Genomic DNA, 14,951 nt, shown 5'->3' on the forward strand with positions numbered 1-14,951 from the left:
ATGCGCAAGAATTGAAGCTATTTAAAGTAATTGTTGATTTGCTCTTGGGCGGCTTGCATGATCGCGTCCATGCCGGCCGTTCTCAGCTCAGCCGTAATTCTCGGAATCATGGCTTCCGGGTCGGATGCGCCAGTGATGAGTTCATACTTGTATTTATCCCACACGGCTTGGCAATTCGCGACTTCGGTCTGCAACTCGCTGATGTCCAGCGCGAAGCCGAGCACGGCAGAGGAGGTGGCTGCATCGTTCAGCTTCTTGACCTGCTCCCATTGATCCTCCGGGGCACCTTTGGTCACCGCCAAATTGAAGAACGTAGCTTGCGAATATGCCGCCAGCGGCCACGTATCGGAGGTGCGCTCGATCACCTTTTCTCCGTCAACGAGATTGTAGTCCACGCCCAACTCGCCGAAGGCCAGCATGTTGCGCAGTGTCGGATCCGTGTTGACGAGTTCCAGGTATTTCAGCGCTTCCGCCTTGTATTTGGAATTCGCGGAGATGGCGTTCAGCGAGCCCTGAATCGTGCTGGTCGTATAAATCGGCCCGAAATGCTGGACCATGTTGTATTTCTCGACGGCGTCGTTGATCTGCCAACTGACCTCCGCTCCGGGGAAAGCCTGGGCCGCGAAGAATGGCCGCCCTTTGTCGTTCTCCGTCTTCGTTGGTGCGTCCGGGTTAATGATACCGTCCTTATACCAGCTATGCAGTAGTTTTAGATTAGTGATGACGTCTGGCTGTTCGAGCACGGATACGACCGTGCGCGAAGCATCGTCGGTCTTGACCCCGACCGGAGGGAAGCCTAAAGTAAGATCGTCATACGCGTTGAAAAACCCGTTCAAGCCTTCGCCCTGCGTCATCGGCAGCGGATAGAAGCCCTTGCCTTCGCCTGCTTTCATGTCGCGCAGGGGCCGATCCAGGTCCGGCAGCGTCTTGATATTCTGGATATCGATGCCGTACTTCTGTACATACTTATCATCGAATACCCAATACTGCGTGAGGGAAGAGTCCTTGTACGTCGGTACGGAATAATATTTGCCGCCGATTTTCGTACCTTCCCATACCTTTTCCGGGATGAACCCGTACAGATCCGGCGTCTCGCTCTGAACGAGGTCCGTGATATCGGCAAAAGCGCCCATGGCGACTTGCTTGCTATACTTGCCGCTGTTAGTGAACATGATGTCGAAGGCTCGCCGGTATTGACGATCGTGTTCATTTTGGTGTCCCATTCGCCCCAGCTTGCGACTTTGATGTCGATCTTCACGCCGATTTTGTCAGCCGTGTAAGCATTCATTGCTTCGATGGCTTTGTCAAAATTATTCGGCACTTGGCCGCCAATGGTCCACCAGAGCAGTGTCGGAACCTCTTTGTCAGTTCCTGCGGGTTCCTTGGCCGAGTCGGTACCTGTTCCGGGACTGTTCGTTGCGGCTGGAGACGGCGAACCGCCGCAGGCTGCAAGTGCCGTCAGCATCAGGATGAGCACGCACAGCGACGAGATGAGTTTCATCGATTTTTTCATATTCCATTCCCCTTTCGAATCGCGATTCAATGGCATTGCGGAAGCATGTATCATAAACCAAGCAAACTTGGTTTATTTCGGGTATTAACCTTTGACGGCACCAACCGTTAATCCGGAAATGAAATACTTCTGGAAGAACGGATATGCGAACGCCACGGGCAGTACAATGAGAATGGCAACGGCCATGCGCGCAGCCTCTTTCGGCATGGTTGCGACAAGCAGGGCGTAGCTCACACCCATGCTGGCTGCATTTTTGGCCAAGGCATCCACGTTGCTCATCAAGCTGTTGAGCAGGGCTTGCAGGGAGTACAGGTTTTGGTTATCGATGTAAAGCATCGACTGGAACCAATCGTTCCAGTAGGCGAAGCAGAGAAACAGACCGATGGTCGCGATCACTGGCAACGAAATCGGCATAATGATCGAGAAGAATATGCGCAGCTGCCTTGCCCCGTCGATCTCGGCCGATTCGATCAGGCCGTCGGGAATCGTGCTCTTGAAGAAGGTCTTGCAGATGATGACGTTAAAGGAAGAGACGGCGAGCGGCAGGATCAGCGCCCAGACACTGTCTTTGAGTCCCAGTAGATTGGTATTGATGAAGTAACTGGACACCAAGCCGCCGTTGAACACCATCGGGATGAAGACGACCCAGGTCAGGAAGCCCCTCAGCTTATAGTTCGGACGCGACAGAACATAGCCCATGGTAGCGGTAAGCAGCACGCCCAGGACCGTCCCAATAGCCGTGACAAAGAGCGATACGCCGAGCGCGCGCAGGATCATCGTGCCCTGCTTCATGATGTAGACGTACGCTTCGCCGGAAAAAACGAGCGGCAGTAGCTGATAGCCCGACTCGCGGATCGAGTCCTCGCTTGAGAAGGAGATCGACAGGACCACGATGACGGGAATGACGCAGAGCAGGGCGAGCAGAATAAAGATGAGATGGAAGCTGATATTGACGAGTTTGTGTATGCGATTGAATTTCTCCAGTCCCGAGTCGTAAACGGTTTTGGATGACATCATAGTCCCTCCTTACATCATGGCGCTGTCGGGATCAATTCGGCGAACGATCCAGTTCGCGATCAGTATCATGCGCATCCCAGAACCGACTGCACGAACGCAGCGGCGGATGCCATGCCGACGGTAGCGGATTTGAGTTGCTTATAGACCATGACATCGATCGTGGTCGACACGTTAAACAGCGAGTTGGAATCTCGGGTGACCTGATAGAACAGGCCAAAGTCGGTGTAAAAGATGCGGCCCACGGCGAGGATGAACATCATGACGATCACGAGTTTGAGCATCGGCAGCGTAATATATCGCGTTTGCTGCCCAATGGACGCCCCATGATAACGGCCGCTTCGTAATACGTGTTATCGATACTCGTGATGGTAGCCAAGTATATGACCATGCCGTATCCTAGGCCTTTCCACACATTTAATAGAATCAGGAAGTACGGCCAGTACTGTGGCTCCATATACCAGTTGATCGGATCGCCGCCCATGCTGACCAGCATCTGGTTAAGAATGCCTTTGTCGAAGCTTAAGAATGCCCAGCCCACCGCTGAGACGACGACCCATGACAGGAAGTAGGGGAGGAACATCATCGTCTGATAGACTTTGCTCGCTTTACGGCTGTGGAGTAGACCGATCATGATGGCAAATGCGACGGGCAGCACGATCCCGAGCACGATAAAAACGATGTTGTAGCCGATCGTATTGCGTATAATGATCCAGGCATCGTTCGATTTGAACAGGAATTCAAAATTTTTAAACCCGATCCATGGGCTGTTGTACACGTTGCTCAGGAAACCGCCGCTGATCCTGAAATTTTTGAAGGCGATAATAATCCCGAACATCGGCAAGAAGCAGAACAGAACGTACCAGATCGTGGTTGGCAAGGCCAAGAGGGTCAGTTCTGTATCCTGTGTGCGCCAACGAATTCGTAAGCGCTTTCTTTTCTTGGTGATTTGATCATTCGAATCCATTCCTCTCACCCCTATCGTCATTCTCGTATGCGTGTTTGTTGCTTTTCATTATTGTATAAGGGGAGGGATTCAGGCTGCCAGACCATAAACTTGATACTATAGTCAACAAACGTTAGTTGAGGACTGGCTTTACGAGTAACGTCCATCACAAAAGAACCGCTAAACACAAGGGAGTTCCGAGTGTTTAGCGGTTTTTTTTTATGGTGTATTGGAATTAAAAATAGTTGTTTAGACCCACTAATGTTTGAATTTATACCGAAACGTACCTGCTAGGCAGACTGATCTATACGCTGCAAGATGAGGACGCCGGCTCTCGCTATTGGGAGCTCGTGCAAGCCGTCCTGGAGTTCAACTTGGCGAGAAAGAACAACTTGGCCGCAGCAATTCTTCACCGTTAGATCGTAACGTCCCTGATGGCGGCAACGGAGTATTATATGATCGTTATAGGTTCCATTGGCTACAATAAATCGATCACAGGTACCCTCCATCGGGACGACCATATTGGCGTAAACCCCGACAATTTCTGTGCCGCCGCTTTGGGCGCTAACGAGTGGGTAGAGCAACTCGGGCTGTTTCGGAGTAAGCTTGCCTTTTAGCAGAACGCTGCTGTGCTCCTTGCAGAAGGAGAGCCAGAAGCGGAGCATCTGCGTGTACACTTCTCCGATCTCATCAAGGCGGACCGATATTTGAGGCACAGAGAACAGGATATTGATAAGCTGCATGGCGGCGCTTTCGATAGGTTCCTGAGGATTGAACATGATCATATCGGAATGAACGGCTGTATTTCCTGACAATAGACGCAGGTCGAGCGTGCGGACTCGGTTCTGGATGGAGTCGTTCGGGCAATCGTTGGCACGGAACATGTTGCCGTATTTTCGCATCAGCGGTCCGATGTAGGTCTGGCGGAATTCGATGAGAATGTCTGGCTTGATGGCTCTGAGCTGTTCCATAACATCGGAGAGCAGGCGGTCCACCGCTTCAGGCACTGACTCATAATCCCGTCCTTGGGCTGTCCCCGCTTTCTGATCCGGACTCAGTCTGAAGCTGTCCACGAAGTCCAGCTTCAGACCATCGATATCCCACCGGGTTACGGCCTGTTCGTAGGTATGGATCAGATATTCCCGGACATCAGGGTACCGGGGATCCAGGACGCCCGCGTTCAGTTGCTCGTCGACCCGTAGCAGCTTGTTCTCGAACTGGCTCCATATCTTGCTGCACTTGCCCACAAACGGTACGGAGTACCATAGGATATATTTCATTCCCATCCGATGTACGGTATCGACATGCGCGATCATGTCGGGAATTTTGCCGGAATAGACTTCCCAGTCCCCGGTAAAGGCATACCTCCGGTTGTTGTCGTCCGTCTGCCAGCCGTCATCAACGATCATGGTGTCACAGCCGAGTTCCTTGGCAAACTTGCATTGCTCCTCCAATTTGGCGGCTGTAAGATCCTGGTGATAGGAGTACCAGGTGGAGTACATAGGGCGGAGAGCGACTTCAGGAACCTCGGCAGGCTTATAGCCCGGAAGGGTCTCCCACCATTCGGTCACCTCCTCCAGCGCCTTATAGTAGGAAATATCTCTGCGATCGATCCGGAGCGTGGCTTCATAATGGTCGAGCTTCGGCATTGCTTCTTCGAACAGGGTAACAGAGCATAGGAAGGTAGAGTCCTCTTCATGGATCCCGGCTTTAATGGACACGTTGTTTAAGGCATCGGAAAAAGCAAAGGTCATGCGGTTCCGCCCATCCAGATTGTACAGCGAGGCCACCGGCGCGAGGGAAGTGCTCTTGGATTGGAATCCGTCGCCCCAATCCACCTGAAAGGCTTTATTTCGGTCCGTTCCTGGATGCCACAAGGAATGAACATCAACGGCAGGAAATGCCCACTCAATTCGGCATACTGGGGGGTATTCTTTTTGTATGGCTTTGAGTCTGATATGAACCAGATATACATGTTCCGCGATGGTTTCGATTTCGGTAGAACTGTCGAATAAGGGGCTGTTGCTGACGATAGTCACGGTGGGATACGTGTTGTTGATTAAAGTTTTCATAATGCCTCCTGCTTGTAAAATAGATAATGGGTTGGTTTTCACTTGTTATGAGTATATTATTTACGAAATATATAGTAAACAAAATTTTTTAGATAGGTGAATTTGATTATATGTATCAAGATATCGACTGAAAAATCAGATGTAAGCGATGACAACTAGGTATTGTAAAACAATTTGATCTCTGTTATATTGAATTCGAATATTAGTTCGCTAATATTTAGTAAACAAAATTACTTTTTAATTGGCAAATGCTTGACCAAACGATAAAATAATGGTGAGGGGTGTTTCCCAAATATGAAGTGAAAAGGTGATTAGTTGTGGCAACGATTCGTGATATTGCAAATCTGGCCGGTGTATCTCCATCTACGGTTTCCCGTGTGTTGAATGCAGATCCTTCCTTATCGGTCTTGGAGGAAACAAGAAGAAAAATTCTTTCCGCTGCGGAACAGTTGCAATATAAAATGAGCCAGCGGCGTCAGGCCAATCAAGCGGCGCAGTTGAAGGATTATAAAATAGGACTGGTGATCTTCTGTTCCGAGCAATTCGAATTAGAGGACTCGTATTATCTATCCATCAGGCTGCAAATCGAGAAAGAATTCAATCAGCTTGGGCTCCACATTACCCGGACGATCCGCTGGGTGAACCATGAGTCTTATGAAAGTCTGGCAGGGCTTGATGGCCTTATTGTGATTGGCAAGTTCGAATTTGATCCTTACAACCTGTACTTCAGCCGGATACAGAATGTTGTTTTTGTCGACTATTCACCGGACGAGGATCGATTCGATTCCGTCGTCGTTGACTTTGACAAAGTGACTCGAATGGCATTGGATCACTTGATTGGACTTGGATATACCAAGATCGGCCTGATCAGTTCACGTGATTTCATTAACCGATTCGGTTCCAACTCCGGCACGGATTCGGTGGATCAGCGGCAAAGCAGCTTTGAGAGTTATATGAAGCATAAGAATCTGTACCTGCCCGAACATGTCCACATCGGACATAATTTCTCCATGTCGACGGGATATCAGCTTATGAAGGAAGCGATTGCGAAGCAGGACTTACCGGAAGCTTTCCTGATTGGCTCCGATCCTATGGCCATTGCAGCCGAAAGGGCGCTGAAGGAGGCCGGCTTGAAGGTTCCGAAAGATATCGCAATGGTCGGCATTGATGATATTGAGATGGCCTCTTATGCCAATCCGCCGTTAACCACGGTGAAGATCTACACGGAACAGATGGGACAGAGCGCGGTAAAGATGCTGCTCGAACGAATCGATGGTCGAGAAGTGCCGTTGAAGATTGTGCTTCCGTCCAAGCTCATCGTCAGAAGCAGCTGCGGTGCGGAGATTCAGTCATCTACAAGGGGCGTGTAGAGTCGCCCCAACATTCAATAGGGGGGAATAAGATGAAAAAATGGCCTGTTATTGTGTTATCGCTGCTGGTTGTAATCGCATTATCTGCTTGCTCAAGCAACGGAGGAAGCTCGGAGCAGAGTGACGGTGGCGACGCTACCAAGGGGAAAATCACGTTTGCATTCTGGGGAGCTCAGTCAGAATCTGATGCGATCAGGCAGGCGATTGACAACTTCACTCAGACGTACCCTGACATTCAAGTAGAAAGCCAATGGATTCAGAAGGATTACCTCACCAAGCTGCAGACGATGATCGCCGGTGGAACAACTCCGGATGTTATGCTAATATCCGGCGGGGATTTACCTGGTTTTGCAAACGCTTTCCAAGAGTTGCAGATTGATGATTCAATCTTCAGCTCGCCCTCCCTCGTTGATTCGATGAGTGTGGATGGCATAACATATGCAGCACCATTTATTATCAAGCCCAAAGTCATGGCAATTAACGTTGACCTTTTCGAGAAGAATAATATTCCGCTCCCAAGCAAGACCGAGCCGATGTCTACAGAGCAATTCAATGACATCGCCAAGAAGCTCACCTCCGGCGAGGGAACGACAAAGGTTTTCGGTTCAGAACCACTGTGGCTCGGAAACTGGATTTATGCGTTCGAGGGTCAATTTTACAGTGATGATCTTAGTAAGTCTACACTTGATGCACCGGAAGCCATTGCGGCTGCTGAGTATATCGTCTCTACCAAACAAGCAGGCATCGTACCGAACGACAGTGAGAAACAGGGACAGAGTATGATGAACTGGTACTTGGGGGGGAGGATCGGAATGTTCACTGACTTTGGCCCTTGGTATCTGCCACAGATGGCAGAGGTACAGAACTTTAATTGGGATCTTGTGCCATTCCCTGGAAACGGAGGTTCCAAAGAAGTCAATGGACTGGCCCTCAGTAAGAACAGCAAGAATGCAGAAGCTGCCACAACTTTCATTAACCACCTGACACAAAACGAAGAGGTTCAGAAAATTATCGGAGGCAACAAGAATGCCTATGGGGTTCCTGTTATTGCCAGCGCTACTAGCGCCTTCGAGGCTGTTTCTCCCGACAAGAATCTCAAAGCCTTTGTGCTTGCGGCGGAGAAGCAGCATATACAGGAAGCCCAGAAGAGTACGAATGAAATCAGCAATGAGATGAAAGTGATCGATGATACAACGCCGATTGGAATCGGTCAGAAGGATGTCAAGGAAGTATTCCCGCAGGTGGCTGAGAGGATAAACAAGATTATACAACAAAACTAACGGAGCAAACTATGAATGGAATAATAGAAGGAATATACAATTTTTATGAAGGGATTGGGGCACCAGCGGCTGTGCTGCCGCTTCTCCCATTCCTGACGGTTATCGCACTGGTGTTCGCCATCATTTTCATCATTGCCAAGGTTCTAGTGAAGAAGAAGATTGTTCATACCAAAACAGCGAGCTTTTATTTGTTCGTCTCTGTGTGGATCATTGGTTTTCTGATGTTTACGGTGGGTCCGATGATTTTCTCTTTCATAATCAGCTTTAACAAATGGGAGGTTGTCAGTGATCCGGAATGGATTGGTTTGGACAACTACCGCATGCTGTTCCAGGATACGCTGTTCTATAAATCGCTGTCTGTGACCTTCTATTACACGATTATTAGTGTACCGTTACAGGTCATTCTCTCGTTAGCGATTGCCTTGTTGATGAATTTGAAGTTACGAGGGATCTATTTTTTTCGTACCATCTACTATTTACCGACACTCGTGCAGGGCGTCGCGCAAATGGTGTTGTTTATCTGGATCTTTAACCCGAACGTCGGTCTGGTCAATTCGATATTGCGTATGGTCGGTATCGAAGGGCCCGGCTGGTTCTCCAGTCCGGATTGGTCCATGCCTGCGGTCATTATCATGAGTCTGTGGACGGTCGGAGGCAATATGATCATCTATTTAGCCGGTCTATCGGATATTCCGCAGAGCCTGTATGAGGCGGCCGAGATTGATGGTGCTACGGCAGCGAGAAAAGCCTGGCATGTGACTTTGCCGCAGATTTCGCCGATTCTGTTCTTCAATACAGTTACAAGTATGATCGGGGCATTCCAGACCTTTACTCAAGGTTTCATGGTGAATGGCGGTCCGGAGAATTCGCTACTGTTCTATGCCTATTATCTATATCAAAATGCCTTTATGTGGTTCAAAATGGGCTATGGTTCGGCGCTGGCCTGGGTGCTCTTTGTGATTATCCTCCTGTTGACTGCGCTGGTATTCCGAAGCAGTGCTTTATGGGTTTATTACGAAACAGAGCAATCCGGAAGGAGGAAACGTCGTGTCCGTCACAAAAAAACATAAATCTACCAGTAAAAAGATGAAATGGCTAGCCTATCTAATACTGCTGATTGGGAGCGTTGCATTCCTGTATCCATTTCTCTGGATGATCTCTGCATCCCTGCGGAGCCTTGAGGAAATTGCGGTCTCCGAGTTGAGTATCTGGCCCGATAGCTGGCGCTGGGAGAACTACGCCAAGGCGCTTACCGCGTTCCCTTTCGGTCGTTATTTCGTTAACACCTTGATTACTACGGTGCTCCCCATCATTGGCACGGTCCTCTCTTCTGCGCTTGTCGGCTATGCCTTTGCTCGTCTGAAGGTGAGAGGGAGCGGGGTGTTGTTCGTGCTCGTATTGTCAACTATGCTGTTGCCAGGCGAAGTGACGATGATTCCGCAATTCATTTTGTTCAAAAATCTGGGTATGCTCGATACGCTATACCCGCTGATCGTTCCAGCCTTCTTTGGATCGGCGTTCTATATCTTTTTATTACGCCAGTTCTATTCCCGTCTTCCTGTTGCATTAGAGGAAGCGGCGATCATCGATGGCTGCGGCTACTTTAAAATTTGGTGGAAAATTTTCCTGCCGTTGTCCAAACCGGCTCTGATGGCAGTTGCCGTCATGGTCTTCATGGGTTCCTGGAACAACTTCATGGGACCGCTGATTTATATCAATAGCGACAAATGGAAGACGCTCACGCTGGGTCTTGCCGGATTCCAGGGTACTTATGCTACAGATACCAACTTGCTGATGGCTGCGGCTGTCGTGATTACGTTGCCGTGCATCCTATTGTTCTTTACGGCGCAAAAAGCATTTATGGAAGGTCTGACCTTCTCGGGTTCAAAGGAAAGCTAAATGATAAAAGGGTAGGAGTGACTTTACTTGACTCATGAGAGAGATATAAAATCCAAAGCTGGTGCGGTGTCTTTTCAATCCTCCGATAAGGACTTGAATGAAGGTTTCACCTGGGCCAAAGGCCAGGCACTGGAGTATGCTCACTTCGGTGAAGACCCCGTCGGGCTGTGGTACGAAGCCGCACTACCAGCCAGAGAAGCGTTCTGCATTCGTGATGTCATGCATCATAGCACCGGAGCTGCCGTTCTGGGACTTCGTCTCCACTCTAAGAATATGATTATGCGTTTTGCCGAAAATATCGCCGAGTCGCGCGACTGGTGTACCTACTGGGAGATCAACAAGGATAATATGCCTGCCCCGGTGGATTATGCAAGTGATGAGGACTTCTGGTATAATCTCCCTGCCAATTTCGATATTATCGATGCCAGCTGGCGTCAATACTTATGGACGGGTGATCCTTATTATTTGAAAGACAGCAAGCTTTGGGAATTCTTCAACTTAACCTTGAACGAATATACGAGCACCTGGGATAAAGACGGCGACGGAATATTGGAATACTACCCGGAGTATGGCCGCAGGGGGCTGGCTACCTTCAATGAAGCCGGACAGCAGCCTTTAATCGGTGGTGATATGATCGCTGTACAAATTGCCGGTTACCGCGCATTTGCTCATCTGGCCGGTCTTAGGGGAGAAACGGAGCCAGCACAGGTGTATGCCGCCAAAGCGCAAGAACTGGAGCTGCATTATGACAAGGATTGGTGGAACGAGGAGAAGGGGCGCTTTTGCGGTGCTAAGTTGCAGGACCATTCCTTTATAACGGCATATCATGCGGAAGGTACTTTCCTTCCGCTCTACTACGGGGCAGTCAGAGATCAGGAGAAGCTGCATAAGGCGCTTGAGGATGTGAAGATCAACCGAGTTGCCAACGTTGAGGGCAAGACCTATCTTCCGGATATCTTTTATCGATATGGCCACAATGAGGAGGCCTTTGTTGAATTGAAGGAACTGGTGGATCCATCTTTGGATCGTCGAGATTATCCGGAGGTGTCCTATTGCGTGATCGGTTCCATGGCTGCCGGATTGATGGGAATTGCAGCGAACGGAGTATCCGAAATCAACACCTTGCCAAGACTTGCGCATTCACTGGAATGGGCGGAGATGGGCGATATCCCTATCCTTGACCGCACCATAACGGTTAAACATAAAGGTAACACAGAGAGTGTAGTGACGCTGCAATCCGGAAGCCCTATGGTCTGGAAGGCAGCTTTTCCCGGAAATGTCGGCACGTTGTACTATAACGGCACAGCCGTCGCAACGAAACAGGAATTATCAGAAGGCGGAGAGCCGGTCAGCTATATTACGATAGAAGTGGCTGCAGGAGAGACGCACCAGGTGTCCACTGAGCTGGAGGGATCGAATTAAATCATTATGGATGTTTGAAGTGAATCCTGGTTCCTGTTTCGAACACGTTGTATTGCTCGGTATTGCATTAAGCCATTGTAGCTAGTGATGAGCCGTAAAGAACACACCTTGAAATTCTCAGGTGTGTTCTTTTTTGCGCTTGAGGATCCTTTTTTATCTTAATTTTAGTATAGACAAGATGAAGAGACATCCGTAAGATGGTTTCTAAATCGTTAGGGCAGGACACCCGAGAAACACGGCGAACGATCAAATGAGAAGAAAGCAGGGAAGAGATATGCGAAGTCAAGGGACGATATTCAGTAATCCGATCGTGGAACAAGCGGCCGATCCATGGGTGTACAAGCACCATGACGGCAATTATTATTTCATGTGCACCAAGCGAGGATACTTGGAACTTACGCAATCCACGACCTTAACCGGACTTGATCGGGGACGGAAAAAAACGATCTGGTCGCCGGCATCCGGTGGTCGCTACAGCTATAACTTATGGGCACCGGAAATTCATTACATCAACAACAAGTGGTATATATACTACACCGCCAATGACGGGGGAGGCGACGATACACGACGCATCTGCGTCTTGGAGAATGAACGCCCTAATCCGATGGAAGGGGAATGGGAGTGGAAAGGCGCGCTGCCGACACCGGTTCCGGGCTTGGACGGTACGGTGGCATTTATCGGGGATGAACTTTATTTCCTATATGCGGGGTATGGTCATTTTCCCAATTATGGCTCAGCGATCTATATCATGCGGATGAGCAATCCATGGACAATTACGGGAGAGCATGTCTTGCTTACGGCACCTACCCTATCATGGGAACAACAAGGCGGGATGGCCATCAACGAAGGTCCCGTCATTCTTAAGCGGAACGGTCGTATTTACCTCGTGTATTCCGCGAGTACGACTTGGTCAGAGGATTATGCGCTCGGGATGCTCACAATGGAGGAGAACAGCGATCCGATGGATCCGCGCTCGTGGCACAAGTCCATGGAGCCCGTATTTCGTAAAAGCGTGGAGAACGGAGTATATGCAACCGGTCATAACAGTTTTACGCAATCTCCTGATGGCACAGAGGATTGGATCGTCTACCATGCCTTGCCTGCTCCAGGAGCGGACACGGCATTGCGTGCAACTCGAATTCAGCGCTTCGGCTGGCATCCGGATGGAACGCCGGATTTCGGAATTCCTGTCGGAGATACGGAAACGCTTGATGTCCCTTCCGGTGATGATTCACGTTCATAAACACATTTATATCCAAAGGCCTATTCATTACAGATAATCTGTAATGAATAGGCCTTTGTTACGATGATACAAAAAAAGAAAAAATGATGACTATTACGAGAGATTGACAACGAGATCGGATGATCCCTTTATATAAAAGGATTTATCAAACGTTTTTATTGGAAACCAATATCGAGTATATAGGTGATTACCAAATATAATTACAATAATTATAAATGAAAGCGTTGACAATATAATCGAATGATCATATAATTCGGTCTAAGATACAGAAATATTGTATTAAACAGAAGGTGTTGGTCAATGGAAACGGATGAAACGAAAGGAGAAGGTGGTAGGAGTTAGCATGTTAAGTTATGGATTCTGATAACAAGGTATAATCGATTTTTTGGATCTGAAATCTATGCAAGTTATCTAATCATGGGAGGTTAAGCATGAAGATCACAATGAAACGGTGGTTCACGCTATTATTGGTATCGATATTGATTATCTCTGCAGTAACCGCGTGCAGCGGCAAAGGCGCAGAGGGTGAGCAGGATCCAACGGCGAAGCAAGAAGAAAATACTCCCAGAGAAAAGAATCAAGTAACCTTCGAAGACATTAGCGCAGATATTCGCGGGAATACAGCACCGACGCAGGCACAGATTGACGAAGTGAACAGCACGTTAAACGATACATACCTCGGTGATGTTTACGAGGAGACGATTCCTAGCGATTATTCGGCATATCCGGTCCAGGGTGATGTCGTATTGGATGTGTGGATGCCGGCGAACTCCAACATTCCGGATATGAATAACCACTTGGTGCAGAAGCAAGTGGAGAAGTTGACCGGAATCAAAGTGAATTTCATTACCCCGCCCGTCGGGCAGGAAGCGGACGCCTTTACCTTGATGATCTCCTCCGGCGAGCTGCCGGATATCATTATCGATCCGGGACGTTACCCGGGCGGTTTTGAAGCTGGGGTCAATGATGGCGCTTATATTGATCTAACCGACAAGATGGAAGAGTTTGCCCCCAATTACACGGCGTGGCGCAATTCCGATGAAATGAGAAGAAAGACGACTGTAACCGACGATGGCAGACTCCTTGGCTTCTACGGCATCGCCCCGTATTCCGAGTGGACCTGGTTCGGGACACTGATCAAGCAGGAGGCACTGGACAAGACGGGATTGGAAGTACCGACAACGATCGATGAATGGTACACATTCCTGAAGAAGTGCAAGGAAGTCGGATACAAAACGCCACTCAATTACGGATCGACTTACGGCCAAATTTTTACCGGCATTATCAATGGCGCGTATGGCGTTTGGGACTGGACCTTCATCGATGAGAACGGCAAGGTCGCATGGGGACCGGCCCAGCCGAAAGCGAAAGAATACTTGGCAACGATGCAGCAATGGAACAAGGAAGGTTTATTGAACCGGGACTGGGCGACCGCCGATTTCAATCAACGGATGGCCAGCGCGATTTCCGCTGATACGGCTGTCATGATGGACTCTCCGGATACGATGTGGAGTTATTGGAAAGTGCAGAACGATATCGATTTTGTCGGAGCGCTGAATCCTGTGCTGGGTACAGGGGATCAATCCGCAACTACCTATAAGAATTTCAAGAGAGCGGGAACCAATGCGGCCATCACCACGCAGAGCAAGAACGTAGAGGCTGCAATGGCATGGCTGGATTTCAACTACACCAAAAAAGGCTGGGAGCTCATTAACTTCGGTGAGTATGGCACGGTGCATTTGGTGGATGAACAAGGGATGCCGTATTACCCGGAAAACAGTTATATCTACAATGATCCGGATGGCCAGCCGGTCGACGTGACGCTCTGGAAATACCGGATGCACAATTGGCCGAATATTCGTGACGAGCACCATGCCAATCCACTGATCGCGGCAAAAGGAAGCTATTCGGGCGATATTCGTAAAACATGGACCGAGAATATGGACACGAGCATGGCGATGCCGCCGATCACGTTCACCAAAGAGGAGGCTTCGCGGGAAGCGGAGCTTGGGAACCAATTGTCAACGCTGCGCGGGGAGTATTTTGCCAAGATCATGATGGGTGAATTGCCGGTGGATGCGTACGATAAATTTTTGAAGGAAGCGCAGAGCATGGGGCTGGAAGAATTTTTAAGTCTCCATCAAGCAGCCTTGGAGCGGTACAACCAACGCTAGCGTCACTTTCGAAGAACA

At 49.1% G+C, this 14,951-nt stretch carries 11 protein-coding genes and 1 pseudogene; 8 read left to right on the forward strand and 4 right to left on the reverse strand.

Features of this window, described 5'->3' with window-relative positions; all coding sequences use genetic code 11:
- Positions 1–17: 17 nt before the first annotated feature.
- Positions 18–1,223: an ABC transporter substrate-binding protein gene (locus JCM10914_RS13605; RefSeq protein WP_231638645.1), complete on the reverse strand. Its 1,206-nt coding sequence runs from the start codon at positions 1,221–1,223 to the stop codon at positions 18–20.
- A 72-nt stretch (positions 1,224–1,295) separates the two neighbouring features.
- Between JCM10914_RS13605 and JCM10914_RS30300 the strand changes: the two genes are divergently transcribed.
- Positions 1,296–1,601 (forward strand): hypothetical protein, encoded by a 306-nt coding sequence (locus JCM10914_RS30300; RefSeq protein WP_231638646.1) that lies wholly within the window; start codon positions 1,296–1,298, stop codon positions 1,599–1,601.
- Here JCM10914_RS30300 and JCM10914_RS13610 read toward each other — a convergent pair.
- From JCM10914_RS13610 to JCM10914_RS13620, 3 genes and pseudogenes are all read right to left on the reverse strand, one after another.
- Positions 1,598–2,527: a carbohydrate ABC transporter permease gene (locus JCM10914_RS13610; protein WP_036718181.1), complete on the reverse strand. Its 930-nt coding sequence runs from the start codon at positions 2,525–2,527 to the stop codon at positions 1,598–1,600. The two genes, JCM10914_RS30300 and JCM10914_RS13610, sit on opposite strands and share 4 nt — an antisense overlap.
- 12 nt (positions 2,528–2,539) lie before the next feature.
- Positions 2,540–3,494, reverse strand: a pseudogene (locus JCM10914_RS13615) (ABC transporter permease).
- 269 nt (positions 3,495–3,763) lie between these two features.
- Positions 3,764–5,545 (reverse strand): glycoside hydrolase family 36 protein, encoded by a 1,782-nt coding sequence (locus JCM10914_RS13620; RefSeq protein WP_023961787.1) that lies wholly within the window; start codon positions 5,543–5,545, stop codon positions 3,764–3,766.
- Between the two features lie 317 nt (positions 5,546–5,862).
- Here JCM10914_RS13620 and JCM10914_RS13625 point away from each other — a divergent pair, with 317 nt between their 5' ends.
- The 7 genes from JCM10914_RS13625 (at position 5,863) to JCM10914_RS13655 (ending at position 14,933) form a co-directional block, all read left to right on the forward strand.
- The gene (locus JCM10914_RS13625; RefSeq protein WP_023961789.1) at positions 5,863–6,915 is read left to right on the forward strand and encodes a LacI family DNA-binding transcriptional regulator; all 1,053 of its coding nucleotides are present in this window, start codon (positions 5,863–5,865) and stop codon (positions 6,913–6,915) included.
- Positions 6,916–6,947: 32 nt separating this feature from the next.
- Positions 6,948–8,195, forward strand: a complete 1,248-nt coding sequence (locus JCM10914_RS13630; RefSeq protein WP_023961790.1) for a sugar ABC transporter substrate-binding protein — start codon at positions 6,948–6,950, stop codon at positions 8,193–8,195.
- Positions 8,196–8,206: 11 nt separating this feature from the next.
- Entirely contained in the window at positions 8,207–9,265 is a 1,059-nt protein-coding gene (locus JCM10914_RS13635) for a carbohydrate ABC transporter permease (RefSeq protein WP_023961791.1), read from the forward strand.
- Positions 9,243–10,094, forward strand: a complete 852-nt coding sequence (locus JCM10914_RS13640) for a carbohydrate ABC transporter permease (RefSeq protein WP_023961792.1) — start codon at positions 9,243–9,245, stop codon at positions 10,092–10,094. The genes JCM10914_RS13635 and JCM10914_RS13640 overlap by 23 nt, the downstream gene beginning before the upstream one ends.
- Positions 10,095–10,121: 27 nt before the next feature.
- On the forward strand, positions 10,122–11,516 hold the full coding sequence (locus tag JCM10914_RS13645) for a hypothetical protein (RefSeq protein WP_023961793.1): 1,395 nt from the start codon (positions 10,122–10,124) through the stop codon (positions 11,514–11,516).
- Between the two features lie 274 nt (positions 11,517–11,790).
- Complete coding sequence (locus JCM10914_RS13650) at positions 11,791–12,759, forward strand: family 43 glycosylhydrolase (RefSeq protein WP_023961794.1); 969 nt, start codon at positions 11,791–11,793, stop codon at positions 12,757–12,759.
- Between the two features lie 431 nt (positions 12,760–13,190).
- Positions 13,191–14,933, forward strand: coding sequence for an extracellular solute-binding protein (locus JCM10914_RS13655; RefSeq protein ID WP_023961795.1), 1,743 nt, complete (start codon positions 13,191–13,193; stop codon positions 14,931–14,933).
- Positions 14,934–14,951: the final 18 nt, after the last annotated feature.

The sequence above is a fragment of the Paenibacillus sp. JCM 10914 genome, assembly GCF_001315105.1.
In the GTDB taxonomy this organism is placed as follows: domain Bacteria; phylum Bacillota; class Bacilli; order Paenibacillales; family Paenibacillaceae; genus Paenibacillus_AQ.

Excerpts from the sequence above, each read along its gene's own strand:
- JCM10914_RS13605 (WP_231638645.1), bottom strand. The coding sequence starts at position 1,223 with ATGGGACACCAAAATGAACACGATCGTCAATACCGGCGAGCCTTCGAC.
- JCM10914_RS30300 (WP_231638646.1), top strand. The coding sequence starts at position 1,296 with ATGGCTTTGTCAAAATTATTCGGCACTTGGCCGCCAATGGTCCACCAG.
- JCM10914_RS13610 (WP_036718181.1), bottom strand. The coding sequence starts at position 2,527 with ATGTCATCCAAAACCGTTTACGACTCGGGACTGGAGAAATTCAATCGC.
- JCM10914_RS13620 (WP_023961787.1), bottom strand. The coding sequence starts at position 5,545 with ATGAAAACTTTAATCAACAACACGTATCCCACCGTGACTATCGTCAGC.
- JCM10914_RS13630 (WP_023961790.1), top strand. The coding sequence starts at position 6,948 with ATGAAAAAATGGCCTGTTATTGTGTTATCGCTGCTGGTTGTAATCGCA.
- JCM10914_RS13635 (WP_023961791.1), top strand. The coding sequence starts at position 8,207 with ATGAATGGAATAATAGAAGGAATATACAATTTTTATGAAGGGATTGGG.
- JCM10914_RS13650 (WP_023961794.1), top strand. The coding sequence starts at position 11,791 with ATGCGAAGTCAAGGGACGATATTCAGTAATCCGATCGTGGAACAAGCG.
- JCM10914_RS13655 (WP_023961795.1), top strand. The coding sequence starts at position 13,191 with ATGAAGATCACAATGAAACGGTGGTTCACGCTATTATTGGTATCGATA.